Consider the following 14410-nt stretch of genomic DNA (forward strand, 5'->3'; position numbering starts at 1 on the left):
CCCGACTATTGTTGTTTGCTGTCAACTATCTATATTTATTTGAGCGCTCTGCTTCGTCTGCCATTTTAATCTGGTGCATCTCGGCTTTGGTCTTTGGATGCTGTGTTTCAAACAGCTTCAGGACTTGATCAATGTACTCATTGTTTTGATGCGCTGGCACGTCCGTGCGATACGCACTGGCAGCTTTATGCATCGCGGCTCGATCATCACGTTGAAACGCGTTTTTCATTTGTTCGGCTGCGTCATGACTAATACCTAAGGCTTCATACGCTGTACGACCCATACGCAACGATGAATCGTATACTTCGCTAATAATGTCATGACAGCCTTCAGCATATAAATCGTACACATGGTAGCGATTCACGGCTCTCGCCACGATATGTACATGTGGATGCGCTTTAATGACATGCCGCACTAACTTTGAAATCTGCTCGGCATCATCTAACGCCACGATCAATAATTGCGCATCGTCTATACCTGCTGCCTGTAGTAAGCTTGGCTGCGTGGCATCACCAAAATATGTACGCACCTTAAACGATTCTAGTTCCTGTAACCGTTCAATGCTGTAATCCACTACGGTGGTCTCATAACCCGCTGTACGTAGCATTAGATCCACCATGCCGCCCATTCGACCTGAGCCTGCGACTATGATTTTCGCTGCACTGTCTATTTCATCATTTGCGCGCTGTTGTTTCGCGTAAAACAATCGTGCAAAAATCTTTTCCCAAACGATAAACAACCCTGGCGACAGCAACATAGATAAGGCCACCACCAGTAACAAAGTGTCGGCAAGATCTGCTGGGATGACATTGTTGGCAACCGTAAACGATAATAAAACAAAGGCAAACTCACCGGCTTGTGCAAGCCCCAGTGCTAGCAACCAACGATCACTGCCTTTGACACCAAATACAGCACCTAGCAACCAAAGTACTAGCATCTTGACCGCTAATAACAAGCCTACCAACTGTAAGATAACCAGGTATTGATCTGCCAATAATGCAAAGTCGATGCTGGCCCCAACTGTCATAAAGAAAAGACCTAATAACAGCCCTTTTACTGGATCAATATTGGCTTCAAGTTCATGTTTAAACGCTGAATTGGCCAATACAACCCCTGCTATAAAAGTTCCCAGTGCTGGCGAAAGGTTTACCAGCGACATTAACAAGGAAATACCAATCACAAACATTAAAGCGGTGGTGGTAAACAGCTCTCTGAGTCGTGCCATAGCGACAAAACGAAAGATAGGACGGGTTAGAAAATTTCCGATAATAATGACAGATAAGACTGCACCAATGGTGACCAGCGCTGTTTGCCAATCATTTAGATCAGCAATTAAGCTTAGCTGGCTCTCTTGTGATGCGCTTGCTTGTTGGCCACCCAGTTGAGGCAGGGCCAATAGCGGCATAAGGATTAACATTGGAATGACGCAGATATCTTGGCTTAATAGTACTGAAAAGGACGCTTTGCCACCGTCTGATTTCAATAATCCCTTTTCGCTTAGTGTTTGCAGCACAATCGCTGTAGAAGATAAGGCAAACACCATGCCTACCGCTAAAGCAGTTGGCCACGCCAGTTCAAAATACATGGCTAAGCCGGCGATGGCTAAGGTTGTCAATAATACTTGTCCGCCACCTAAGCCAATTAAGCGCCCTTTCATTTGCCATAATTCTTTCGGATCAAGCTCTAAGCCTACCAAAAACAACATCATAACAACCCCAAACTCCGCTACATGCTGAACAGCTTTTACATCTACATTGAGCGCGCTCAATAAAGGGCCTATGATGATTCCTGCTAATAGATAGCCAAGCACTGACCCCATTGAAAAGCGCGCCGCTAACGGCACAGAAATCACGCCAGCAAGTAAGAAAATAAAGGTTACAAGCAGTAGATCCGTCATGTCATTGTCCTAGAGTTACTGTATCGCTAGTGTTGCCAATATGGTGGTTTGCCAAAATAGTCCGAGAAATACTCAATTACCGCGCGCAAATGACGGGATGAGTGGCGAGTATTTGGGTAGATCGCAGCCACATGCTGCTGTTGGGGATTAATGGCCCAAAAGTGGCCTGGCAGAACTTTCACAAGCGCACCTGAATGCAAGTGTTGGCCTATCAGCCAGTCTGGAAATAACACTAGCCCTATTCCATCCAACGCGCATCGCAGCAAGGTATCGGCATTATTAGACGCTAAAAACGCTTTAATTGGCAGTTGTTGCCACTCGCTTTCCAGTTGTTTACACAACCAGCGATTAGGTCCCTCGTTGCCTTTGTAGACGAGACACTGATGCTGGCGTAGCTGCTCCGGTGTGTTGATTAACTCATGTTGGGCTAGGTAACTCGGTGCGGCCGCTAAATAGTAGTGTTGCTCAGCAAAAATATGCGCATGCAGACTTGAATCCAGTAAATGCGCAATTCGAAACGTAACATCAACCCCTTCTTGGTGGGGATCAATAAAGTCGTCTGTCAGCATGAGCTCTAGGGTTAGGTTTGGAAAACGTTGCGTCAATCCTTTTAACCCAGGGGCGATGTGATTTTGGCCAAAAAACACCGGTGCATTGATGCGCACTAATCCGGTGGGCTCGGCTTTGCGGTTATTAAGCTCGGTACGTACATGATTCATTTCTGACAAAGCTGTCTGTGCATGCTGCATTAGTACATGGCCGGCTTCCGTGGCAACGATGGCACGTGTACTGCGATAGAACAGCTGTTCACCTAAACTGTCTTCCAACTGAGAAATGGTTCGCGATATTTTTGACGCCGATACACCTTCACGCCTAGCGACTGTAGAAAAGTTCAGTGTTCTAAATACAGCGACAAAAATACGTAATGTGTACAGATCAATTTGGTCTAGAGAATTCATTAATGCGGTATCTGCAAAAGTGTTTTCTTTATTTTGCTGTTTTTATGCATCAATGGCCAGTCTATCATGCGCGCTTCATTTTATTGGAGTCACCAGCATGCAATTACTCATGGTTTTGCTCACCATCATCGGCGGAATGGGCCTGTCAATTGAGGCCGGTATATTAGGGCCTTTAGGGCAGCAAGTAGGTCATTTTTGGGCGACATTCAGCATCTTTGGTGTCGGTGCCGCCCTAACCTTTTTGCTGATGTTATTTTTCAGCCCGCGAAATAGCCCATCATTTTTTAAGCAGCCGGGCTGGCAATTGTTGGGGGGCGTACTTGGCCCTGGTTACGTCATCATTCTCACCATTGTCACACCTTATATCGGCATAGCACTTACTATGATCGGCATATTGGCAGGACAAATTCTTAAGAGTTTGATCATCGATCATTATGGCTTACTCGGCATGCCAGCACGTAAGGTCGATCGTAAACGCGTCTTGGCCTTGTTTTTTATCAGCATTGCCTTAGTGCTGGTTGCTACTCAGTAGGAGAAATATATGACAATTATTATGATTGCACTGGCGCTGTTAGGCGGTGCTTTATTGAGTGTTCAAGCGGCAATTAATGGTCAACTGGGCAATAAAGTGGGCGTGTTTCGTTGTGCATTTTTGACCTTCTCGATCGGCGCTCTAATCACCGGTCTTTGCATTTTATATTTTGAGCCGGCCCATTCGGTTACCTTAATGGATGTCCCCAAGTGGCAACTCTTAGGAGCCTTTTGTGGTGTTCCTTATATCGTCATTATGGTCATGGCAGTTCAGCGCATCGGGACAGCTGTAGCAACGGTCGCGGTGATCTTTGGGCAGTTGGCCATGAGCATGGTCGTGGATCACTTTGGTTGGCTTGGCAATGAGGTAATGCCATTTTCAGCAACACGAATTGCTGCGATTGTTTGCCTAGGTTTGGCTTTGTACTTTATCTATTCCAGTAATAAGTCTGAACAAGATACGGCTGAAACCGATTAGAGACGAATTAAAGAGCGGCTAACTTTTCTTGTTCACGATACAGTGCGGCTCCGAGCATCGAGAAATACTGCTGGAACATCTCATTGATGACTAAGCGTTGATTGCCTTTTGGATACAACCCTAACTCCGCTTCTTGTGAATAGCGACTGCCACGCACCAAGAAGCGGCTATTGGGTGCGGTATCTTCGACAAAGGCTTCAAAGGCTCGTGCACACATTTCTTCGGGGCGTGAATAATACAACACCCCTAGTCTTTCATCAGTCTGTTGAGAGGCGATAAACATATCACTGGGCTGTTTTGTATCGTGAGATAACAAGATGGTTTCAAAGCATTGCGCTAACAGTTCATTAAGAGGATGAGAACCATAGGGATAGTCGTTAAGCCAAAGCTTCGACGCGAACTGCATGCGATCGGCAATCGGGAACATCTTCTCGCCCATATAATGATCAAAGGCATGAAACCATTCATGGGCCAAGCTGCCGGCGCCCGCGTTTTTGGCTAAGGAAAGCTTGCGTAACATGGGTACATAGTGCGCTGACACTCCAGGGCGCCCGCCTTTGCCATACTGTAGCCCCAGTGACTCGCGTAATGAAATAGCCGATTCTGGTACATTCAGTACCGCCATTAAATCAGTCAGCGCTTGGTAGAAGTTGTAGGCAGCACGATCACGCTCTTTGGGAGTGACCCATTGGCCAATTTCAATACTTTTGAAACGAAACTGCTGTCTAATTGTGACAAAATTCACCACGGTCTACGGCTACCTGCACCAGTTAAAGCTTAAGATAAAAGCATAACATAATTGATATGCTCGTTTGGCTGCTCAACCGTTTGCAATACATGATAGTTTCTTATTTAGCCCTTTTATTGTAACCGTATACATGAAGAATAGAGCGCTCAAATCAGAGCCACATTAATCACTCGGAACATTTATGAATCAATTGCCACCCGCCGACGATACTCCACGCTACATCCAATATTTACGTGTCTTAGCGTTAGGTTTTTGTGCGTTCATTTTCAATACCTCTGAATTTGTGCCGGTCGGCCTGCTCTCGGATATCTCTAATGATTTTGGTATTACACCGTCACAAACAGGTTGGATGCTCACCATTTATGCTTGGATCGTCGGTGTCATGTCATTGCCTATGATGCTAATCACCAGCCGCATGGAGCGTAAGTTGCTACTGCTGGTGACCTGTACGGTATTTATTATCAGTCATGGCTTTTCAACCATCGCTTGGGATTTTCAGAGTTTGATGATCAGCCGTATCGGTGTCGCGTTTGCTCACGCAGTGTTTTGGTCAATTACTGCCTCGATAGCGATCCGTGTCGCTCCGCCAGGAAAGATGAACTTCGCCTTGAGTGTTTTGGCGACGGGTACCGGCATGGCCATGGTGTTAGGGGTGCCACTAGGACGCATGATTGGTCAGTCTCTGGGCTGGCGTATGGCATTTGAAGTGATTGGTCTAGCAGCACTGGTCATTACCTTTGCAGTATTTCGTCTGTTACCAAAGCTACCAAGCCTTACGCGCGGAGATTTAAAAGGCAAAGTGAAAACAGTGTTTACTAATAAGCCTCTGTTTATCATGTACTTTGCAGTCTTTTTAGCCTTCACTGCCCATTACGGTTCTTACAGCTATATTGAGCCATTCCTGATGGAATTCGGTGGCATTTCGAGTAGCTTTACTACTGTCATTCTGTTGACCTTTGGTTTAGCTGGAATCATTGGCAGTACGCTATTTAGTTACTTGGGTGAACGATTCGGTAATGCTTTGATGATCGGTAGCGCGGTTGGCATGTCATTGTGTATGTTGGCGTTAGCGCAGGCGCTAAGTTCACACACAGCTCTTATGATTATTACGGTGATCTGGGGGGCAGCGCTGATCCTAACCTGTTTAGCGATGCAGGCTCGCGTATTGAGTATCGATACCAGTGCTTCAGACATCATCATGTCTCTGTTCTCAGGCATTATCAATTTAGGTATCGGCGCCGGAGCCTTGGTCGGTTCGATCAGTATTGAGCAAGTGGGCCTTGGTAATATTGGTTACGTAGCATCGGCCGTAGCCTTTGTTGGAATTTTTGTGGTGATTTATATTGCACGTATGGGCATCAAGCCTTCACCTGTCAGCGGCGCGGGCCACTAGGAGGCTTGCCGCAACAGTGCGGCACATGACGTGCGTTTGCGCGGATATTAGCATCCAGTTGCAAAGCCAACTTAGCTCGCCAACGCCACCACCAAGTATTATGTAGCTTAATATCCAGTGCTTCTAATACCCGAAAACAGTCTTCCAAGTGAACCTGTGAGGCATCATAGCGAAACGCTATGATGCCCTGCTCTGGCTTACATTCAAACTTATCCAGTGCCTCTAGTGCTGACAACGACGCCTTTATCAAATCGACCTTATCAGCATCGACGTTATTGAATTTCAATTTAATGCGTTGACTGAATGCAGGATCAATCATCATTTCTTTCCCAGCCAAAACCACCACACAATTAAGCCAACCAGTACTAGACCAATCAGGTTTATGACAATCATTGGTTGTTCTCCTTTACTGATTTAGGTTTAAACCAGCGTAAACGGTTAGCATTAAGCACAACTGTGACGGACGATAAAGACATGGCCGCACCTGCAACGACTGGGCTGAGCAACCAGCCTGTTAGAGGGAATAATAAGCCTGCCGCAATTGGAATGCCTAAACTGTTGTAACCAAAAGCCCCCCATAGATTCTGTTTAATATTGCGCAAAGTGGCTTTCGATACGGCAATGACGTTGGCAATATTAGTTAGATCGTGTCCGATTAAGGTAATGTCAGCGCTTTCGATAGCGACATCCGTACCACTTCCCATAGCAAAGCCTACGTCAGCTTGAGCTAAGGCTGGTGCGTCATTGATGCCATCACCCATCATACCCACTACTTCTCCGTTCGCTTGTAGGCGTTTTACCTGTTCAAGCTTATCTTGAGGGCGCATATTGGCTCTGTAGTCATCAATACCGACAGCGCTGGCAACTGCTTTTGCAGTCACTTCGTTATCTCCAGTGAGCATGATCACCGTAATGTTTTGCTGGTGAAACTGTTCAATCGCTTTGATAGCGGTTGGCTTGATTTGATCTTCGATAACAAATGATGCCAACACTGCTGAATCATTTGCTAAATATACTCTACTGCCTATGGCTTGAGAGGCGGCTTTAGGCAGTTCAATACCTGCTTGATTAACTAACGCTTCGTTACCAAGTAAATACGGCTGACCATTAACCACGCCTTTTACGCCTTGACCCGTAACAGAGTTAAAATCTTCTAGTTGAGCACGCTCAACATCTTGTTCATTGGTGCTGGCGTACTCTAATAACGCTTGTGCCAGCGGATGGTTGGCCCCCTCTTCAAGGCATTGGATCACTTGCTTTAGATGCGCCTCGTCACCTTGATGAATGATCGCTTCAGTCACTTTGGGCTGGCCTTCGGTGATGGTGCCAGTTTTATCTAGCACCATGGTCGTGATTTCGCTGGCGCGTTGAAGTGCATCACCATTGCGAATTAAGCCACCATACTCGGCTGCTTTACCCACGCCAATCATGGTAGAAATGGGCGTTGCTAAGCCAAGTGCACATGGACAAGCGATGATCAACACAGACACGGCTGCGACCAACATGTGTACTGCAACAGGCGTAGGGCCAAAGTTGAACCAAGCTAATGCCGCTAAAATAGCAATAATCATAACACTTGGTACAAATACAGAAGAGACTTGATCAGCGAGACGGCTGATAGGCGGCTTAGAGTTTTGTGCTTTGCCCACCATGTCGATGATCTGTGCAAGTAAGGTGTCGCCACCTACTTTTGTAGCTCGATATTGAAAACGACCGTTGCCATTAACAGTGCCTGCGGATACGTCATCATCCATCCCCTTTTCAACTGGTAACGGCTCACCGGTAAGCATGGATTCATTAATCGAAGAACGACCAGATACAATCTTTCCATCCACAGGTAATTTCTCACCGGCTTTGATAAGTATCTCATCTCCTAGACGTATTTCAGAGACATCTAGCTCCTGAGGTACACCTTCACGAATTACTGTTGCTTTCGCTGGTCTTAAATCCAATAAACGCTTCAATGCAGCGCTGGTTTTGCCTCGCGCTCGGACTTCCAAAGCTTGTCCCAAATTGATCAAACCTAAGATCATGGTGCTCGCTTCAAAATATAAGTGTCGTGCGTTGGCGGGTAACCATTCTGGGTAGATCACAACAGCCATAGAATACAGCCAAGCAGCTCCGGTGCCGATCGCGATCAATGTATCCATATTACTGTGACGATGAATAAAGGCACGGGCAGCACTTTGATAATAATGACGGCCTGAATAGAACATGACGAGCAGTGATAAGAATCCCACCGCGCCCCAAGCGAGCTGATCAGATCGCGTTTGCACCTGCATTGAGCCACCCGCTAATCCCCAAATCATAAGTGGGACGCCCAACATTAGGCCCGCAATTGAGTAGCGCACTTTACGGCGATATTCTTGAGTTTCTTGCTCTGCTCGCTGCTGTTGCGCCTTAGCAGGATCTTCTATCAATGTTGCGCCGTAGCCAGCGTTTTTAACGGCCTCAATTAAGGTCTCAGCAGATACCTCGCCACTGACTTGGGCAGTACGACTGGCAAAGTTAACTTCTGCACTGTGGACCTGAGGTACATTATTTAACGCCGACTGAATTGTATTGACGCAACCAGCACAGGTAATGCCCGTTAAAGACAGTGATATAGTTTCTTTTGAATTGCCCTCTGAATTAAAATGAGCATGCTCAACCTCTGTGTTTTGCTCTGTTTTGTCGTGTGACGTTGGCTCACTTGGCGAGCTGACGTAGGCTTCTTGCTGTGCTTCGGTATGTGCATCCGCAACGCCTATAAATTGATAGCCAGTTTCTGTAACGACTTGCTCAATTTGCTCTGGGCTCATTAAGCTGGTTACGACCAATTTGTCCTGATCAGGGAAGCCTGTTACATCAGCAATAGGGTCTTGTTGCTGCAACGCGGTTCGTACTTTGCGAACGCAGCCTTGGCAAGAGAGTCCGCTTACTACATAGGTTGTAGTGGGGATTTGCTCAGCATTGACGCTATGGTTTAAGCCTTCATAGCCAAAACCTGCTTGTGTAATCACATCTATCACCTGTTGCAGTGATAAGTCGCTGATCACTAATAAGCGTTGCTGCTCAGGATAGCCAGTTACCTCGACTTGCTGGTCAAGCTGCTCAATACCTTGACGAATTTTGCTGACACAGCCTTGGCAAGATAAGCCAGCGACCGCCAAATCATAAGTGTGCTGTTGCGTAATGGATTCACTCACGATCGTCGCCCTCCTTACAACATTGATTGGATTCCCATGATTCGATCAGACAACAAATCGAATGGCCGTTTGGTACACCGTCTTCCATTTTATCCCAAGCCGCCAGAGCGGCTTCCATTTTGGCTAAATGAGACTGTAGCTCGGCAATTTGTTGTTTGGTTTCCGGGACTTTTTGACGCAAAAGGTCACGCACTAATGGACAGGGAGAGTCTCCGGAATCAGACTGCTCAAAGATTTCCGCAACTTGCTTCAGGCTAAAACCTAAGGTTCTGGCTTGTTGAATAAAACGCAAACGACGCAGCGCGTCTTCATTGTAGGTTTGATAGCCATTACTAGGATTGCGACCGGCTTTGATCAGGCCTTCGCGGGTATAATGACGTACTGTTTCAGGGGTAACTTGAGCGGCGTTGGCCAATTCACTAACTTTCATAACCCTTCCTCATCCATTTACTATCTCTAAGCATACAACCTATGGGTTACACATAGGTCAAACAAATATGTAAATGAAATGAGTTTTAAGGAAGGATTACCTAGTAAAGCCACCAAACGGTGCCGGCGACGATGAGTGATACGGGCAATGAAATCAAGATCATTAGCGCAATCTCATCTTTTGGCCCCTCAAATTTGGTCGCTAGCATATAGCTGATAACGGCCACCGACATGCCTTGCAGAGCTATAATAGTTGCCTCTTGAATAGTACTAAAACCAAACCAAGGCACAATCAAAGCAGCAATACCAGCCCCCATAAGGGGCCGCAACAGCCCTAGCCCGAGTGCACGGCCAAGCACATCTTTATCAGTAAAGGATAAATTGGCTAATGATTTTCCTAATAGCATCAACATAATCGGCAAGGTGATAGCACTGAGCATTCCTAAACTGTTCATTACAGGGGTTGGCATAGACCATGGCAACAGCAGTAATAAGGCGCCCATTAACAACGCCACGACAGGTCCATTTTTAAGTAATTGAGCTGGATGATATTGCCCCGACATAAAGCCAACGCCAAGGGTAAAGTGGCTTACCTGCACGACAGAGCTGACGACGACCGCCACCGCAAGTCCTTGCTCACCAAATAGCGCAAACGCAACAGGTATGCCCAAGTTGCCGGTGTTCGGATTGACCAAAGGTGGTAGATAAAACCGTGTTGGTAACCTAAGTAGGCGCAGTAACACCGCACTGACAAGTGCGACGCTGACTAATACCGTCAAAGTGGCAAGCACAATTTTGGCCATGCCAGACAAGTCCATCTGCATGGTTAACACTGAGTGCAATAATAATGCAGGTAACCCGACATTGGAGACCAGCGCACCAAGATGCGGACTGTCTAAGTAAGGCGTTTTTTTAGTGAGGAAAATGCCGAGTCCCGCCAATAGCACAATCGGGGTAACGGCTTGCGCGAAGACAGCAAGCATAGGGTGTCCTTACATGGGTGAATAAGTCGCTAATATGATCGAGTACACATTATTCTACTGCGAACTGAATCATCCATGAAGGCCAAACGATAAAAGGGCTTACTCGTATTGCTCTGCCATGGTTTCGATCACTGCGTACGGATGCAAAGAACCATCTTCATTAAGCTGGAAAATGGTATACGCCATAAATTGATGGTTGTACTCCATACCTGGAGAGCCTACCGGCATCGCAGGAACCACTAAACCTTTAGCATTAGCTGGTGGCTGCGCTAAAAACTGTGCGACAAATTTCGCCGGAATATGGCCTTCAAACACGTAGCCGTCACGTGAGATTGCCGTATGGCATGAGCGAGCGTTAGCGGGTATACCTGCCGAATTTTTGATTTCCGTTAATGCGTTTGAGTGTTGCACTTGGGTACTGAAACCATGGCCCTGCATATGCTCTACCCAATCTGTGCAGCAGCCACAGCTTGGGCTTTTATGGATTTCTAAAAGTTCATCTTCAGCTATAACACTGGTATCGCTACTGGCCAGAACAATTGAACTTGAGCCAAGTAGAATAGATACTTGTACGGACGCAATCATTAAGCTGCTAAGCAAACGTTTCAAAAATTATCCCTCTGACTTTAACTGTATAAAATAACAACATTATTCTATCAGCTAGCCGTTTCATTAGAAAACACGCATTCAGTTAATGGGCCATTCATTTTTGCGCAAAAAAAAAGCCCGACCAAGCAGAGCTTAGTCGGGCTTGATAGACTGACGGGCGTTAGACTTTTAATTTCCAACCTACAGATTTACCAGCAAAGAAAGGAACGATCGGCTCACCTGACGGCAGCGCGATAGCGTCCGGCACAGTCCACTCCTCACGTACAAGGGTGATGGTGTCGGTATTACGTGGCAACCCGTAAAAATCCGCCCCATGTAAACTTGCAAACCCTTCAAGCTTATCTAGCGCGCCCAATTCGTCGAATACTTGAGTGTACAACTCGATCGCTGACCAAGCACTGTAGCAGCCGGCACAACCACAGCTTGACTCCTTACGGTGACGCGCATGCGGTGCTGAGTCAGTACCCAGGAAGAAGCGCGACGAGCCACTTTGTACAGCAACACGAAGTGCCTCTTGGTGAGTCGAACGCTTCAAAACTGGCAGGCAGTAGTTATGTGGGCGTATGCCGCCATCCAACATATCATTACGGTTTAGCAATAGGTGCTGCGGTGTGATCGTGGCTGCCACCCCTTCACGCGCTGACATGACAAAATCCGCTGCGTCTTTGGTAGTAATGTGCTCACAAACTACCTTAAGATGCGGGATTTTTTCGACGATTTTCACCAAGTGCTGATCGATAAACTCTTTTTCACGATCAAAGATATCGATATGTTTTTGGGTCACTTCACCATGAAGCAGTAGCAGCATGCCTTCATCGGCCAAGGTTTCGAACACTGGGTACAATGAATCTAACGAGCTAACACCTGAATCAGAGTTAGTAGTTGCGCCAGCTGGATACATTTTTGCTGCGACAACACCTGCTGCCTTGGCAGCACGAATATCTTCTACAGAGGTTTGATCCGTTAGGTAAATGGTCATCAAAGGTTTAAACGCACTGCCAGCAGGAATCGCTGCTTCGATACGACCACGGTAAGCATTAGCAAGCTCAGCATTGGTTACTGGTGGTACCAAGTTTGGCATCACAATCGCACGCCCAAAACAACGAGCTGTTGCAGGAACGGTTTCGCCCAGCATATCGTCATCACGGAAATGGAGGTGCCAATCATCAGGGCGAATAATAGTAATTTGATCCATTTAAAAAACCTACTTCTCAATCGGATTGTCTAAATGATTTGCGCCCCACAGCGCAAATCGTCATATCTTTTGTGCAATAAAAAGCCGAGCAATGCTCGGCTTTTAAAACTAGTCTCGGTTTGAACGAGGACGTGGTTTACGATCACCACGATCCTTGTTAAAACTGCGTGGCTTACGCTCACCACCACGGTCATTACCTTGGCGACGACGGTTACCATTACCACCCGCTGGGCGGTCTAGCGACTTTTCATCAACATTTTCAACAGCGGTCAGATCACAACGCTGACCACAAACACGTGTTTTGGCCAGTTTGCCAAGTGCTTGCTTGTTCATGTCTGCTGGCAGATCAACTGTCGCAAAGTCTTCGAAGATTTCAATATGACCGATTAAACGGCTATCTAAATCTGCTTCGTTAGCAATGGCACCTACAATGTTACCTGGCTTAACGCCGTCACGGTAACCGACTTTCAGCACGTAACGCTTCATCTCTTGAGATGGATTGTCTTTCAGCGGCAGAGCTTCTTTAGTCAAGTTACGTGGTTTACGTGGACCACGATCGCCACGTTCAGAGCGCTCTGGGCGTTCGCTACGATCACGTTGCTTAACTTCCATCTCTTTTAGTAGCAAAGGTGTTTTACCCTGTGCCATGTAAGCTAGTGCTGCAGCAACTTTCGTTGGATCCACTTCGTTATCTTGCTGGTAGCTTTCCATCAGCTCGATAAAGAAATCCAAATCTTCGTTATCAATGGTATCAGTAATGCGCTGCTTAAAGCGTGCAATACGTTGTTCATTGATGTCATTTGCCGTCGGTAACTGCATACGCTCGATCGTTTGACGAGTCGCACGTTCGATTTGTTGCAGCATGCGACGCTCACGATGACCGACGAATAGAATCGCAGTACCGGTACGACCAGCACGGCCAGTACGACCGATACGGTGTACGTAAGACTCAGTGTCGTAAGGAATGTCGTAGTTCACAACGTGGCTAACACGATCAACGTCAAGACCACGTGCGACAACGTCAGTCGCTACAAGAATGTCGATCTGACCTTTCTTGATACGCTCAACGGTACGCTCACGTAGGTTCTGGCTAATGTCACCGTTTAGAGCTTCACAAGCATGGCCACGAGCGGTTAGCTTCTCAGCTAACTCAACGGTTGCTGCCTTAGTTCGTACGAAGATGATCATACCGTCGTGTTCATTCATTTCTAGAATACGTGTTAACGCATCTAGCTTATGAAGACCACTTACTTGCCAGTATTTTTGAGTAATCGTCGTTGCAGTAGACGTTTTAGTTTGGATCTTAACTTCTTTTGGATTCGTTAAGTGTTGATTCGCCACTTTACGAATAACGCTTGGCATCGTTGCAGAGAACAATGCGATTTGGCGTGTCTTAGGTGTGTGCTCCAAGATCCACTCGACATCGTCGATAAAGCCCATGCGTAGCATTTCGTCAGCTTCATCCAGTACTAGCGACTGAAGGCCATCTAGCTGCAATGTTTTACGACGAATATGATCCATCACACGACCAGGCGTACCAACGACTACTTGTGCGCCACGTTTTAGCTGGCGAAGTTGTGAGTCGTAAGACATGCCACCGTAGATAGGCAATACATGGAAATTTGGAATGTGGCGAGCGTAGCTCTGGAACGCTTCAGAAACCTGAATAGCCAACTCACGAGTTGGCGCCAACACCAATAATTGTGGTGCTTTATTTGCTACATCAATGCGAGATAGCAATGGCAGAGCGAAAGCTGCCGTCTTACCCGTACCTGTCTGCGCTTGACCTAGAAGGTCGTGCCCTTCTAACAAAAATGGAATACTTTGCGCCTGAATGGCAGAGGGTTGTTCGTAACCTAGTTCACTAACCGCTTTTAGGACTGGGGCGGCCAAGCCCAATGAATCAAAAGTAATTGGCTGAATATCAGCGTCAGACATGTAGATGGTAACCTTTAGTAGGATAAGAGACGTGCGCTTTCGCACAGTAAAAAACAATCGCA

General features: G+C 46.7%; 13 protein-coding genes. 3 read left to right on the top strand and 10 right to left on the bottom strand.

Translation table 11 applies throughout. The features are described from left to right. Positions 1 to 25 precede the first annotated feature (25 nt). Entirely contained in the window at positions 26 to 1897 is a 1872-nt protein-coding gene (locus tag JQX58_RS03805) for a cation:proton antiporter domain-containing protein (protein WP_204145486.1), read from the bottom strand. Between the two features lie 26 nt (positions 1898 to 1923). Beyond that, complete coding sequence (locus JQX58_RS03810) at positions 1924 to 2856, bottom strand: LysR family transcriptional regulator (protein ID WP_204145487.1); 933 nt, start codon at positions 2854 to 2856, stop codon at positions 1924 to 1926. 97 nt (positions 2857 to 2953) lie between these two features. Here JQX58_RS03810 and JQX58_RS03815 point away from each other — a divergent pair, with 97 nt between their 5' ends. Together JQX58_RS03815 and JQX58_RS03820 are read left to right on the top strand one after the other, a co-directional pair. Continuing rightward, positions 2954 to 3388: a DMT family transporter gene (locus tag JQX58_RS03815; RefSeq protein WP_204145488.1), complete on the top strand. Its 435-nt coding sequence runs from the start codon at positions 2954 to 2956 to the stop codon at positions 3386 to 3388. 9 nt (positions 3389 to 3397) lie between these two features. After that, positions 3398 to 3865, top strand: coding sequence for a DMT family transporter (locus JQX58_RS03820; RefSeq protein ID WP_204145489.1), 468 nt, complete (start codon positions 3398 to 3400; stop codon positions 3863 to 3865). Between the two features lie 7 nt (positions 3866 to 3872). Here JQX58_RS03820 and JQX58_RS15515 read toward each other — a convergent pair whose 3' ends face one another. After that, entirely contained in the window at positions 3873 to 4610 is a 738-nt protein-coding gene (locus JQX58_RS15515; RefSeq protein ID WP_338040660.1) for a CLCA_X family protein, read from the bottom strand. Positions 4611 to 4794: 184 nt separating this feature from the next. Here JQX58_RS15515 and JQX58_RS03830 point away from each other — a divergent pair, with 184 nt between their 5' ends. Next, the gene (locus tag JQX58_RS03830) at positions 4795 to 6006 is read left to right on the top strand and encodes a sugar transporter (protein WP_204145491.1); all 1212 of its coding nucleotides are present in this window, start codon (positions 4795 to 4797) and stop codon (positions 6004 to 6006) included. Here the strand turns inward: JQX58_RS03830 and JQX58_RS03835 are convergent. From JQX58_RS03835 to JQX58_RS03865, 7 genes are all read right to left on the bottom strand, one after another. Next, complete coding sequence (locus JQX58_RS03835) at positions 5987 to 6328, bottom strand: hypothetical protein (protein WP_204145492.1); 342 nt, start codon at positions 6326 to 6328, stop codon at positions 5987 to 5989. The two genes, JQX58_RS03830 and JQX58_RS03835, sit on opposite strands and share 20 nt — an antisense overlap. Positions 6329 to 6395: 67 nt before the next feature. Further along, positions 6396 to 9194: a copper-translocating P-type ATPase gene (locus JQX58_RS03840; RefSeq protein WP_338040661.1), complete on the bottom strand. Its 2799-nt coding sequence runs from the start codon at positions 9192 to 9194 to the stop codon at positions 6396 to 6398. Then, complete coding sequence (locus tag JQX58_RS03845) at positions 9187 to 9624, bottom strand: MerR family transcriptional regulator (protein WP_204145493.1); 438 nt, start codon at positions 9622 to 9624, stop codon at positions 9187 to 9189. Before JQX58_RS03845 ends, JQX58_RS03840 begins: the two co-directional genes overlap by 8 nt. A 100-nt stretch (positions 9625 to 9724) precedes the next feature. Further along, complete coding sequence (locus JQX58_RS03850; protein ID WP_204145494.1) at positions 9725 to 10606, bottom strand: AEC family transporter; 882 nt, start codon at positions 10604 to 10606, stop codon at positions 9725 to 9727. 99 nt (positions 10607 to 10705) lie between these two features. After that, entirely contained in the window at positions 10706 to 11215 is a 510-nt protein-coding gene (locus JQX58_RS03855; protein WP_204145495.1) for a DUF411 domain-containing protein, read from the bottom strand. 160 nt (positions 11216 to 11375) lie between these two features. Then, complete coding sequence (gene pyrC, locus JQX58_RS03860; protein WP_204145496.1) at positions 11376 to 12410, bottom strand: dihydroorotase; 1035 nt, start codon at positions 12408 to 12410, stop codon at positions 11376 to 11378. A 108-nt stretch (positions 12411 to 12518) separates the two neighbouring features. Then, positions 12519 to 14348: a DEAD/DEAH box helicase gene (locus tag JQX58_RS03865; RefSeq protein ID WP_204145497.1), complete on the bottom strand. Its 1830-nt coding sequence runs from the start codon at positions 14346 to 14348 to the stop codon at positions 12519 to 12521. Between the last annotated feature and the right edge of the window lie 62 nt (positions 14349 to 14410).

It is taken from the genome of Marinomonas ostreistagni, from assembly GCF_016888445.1.
GTDB classification, from domain to species: Bacteria; Pseudomonadota; Gammaproteobacteria; order Pseudomonadales; family Marinomonadaceae; genus Marinomonas; species Marinomonas ostreistagni.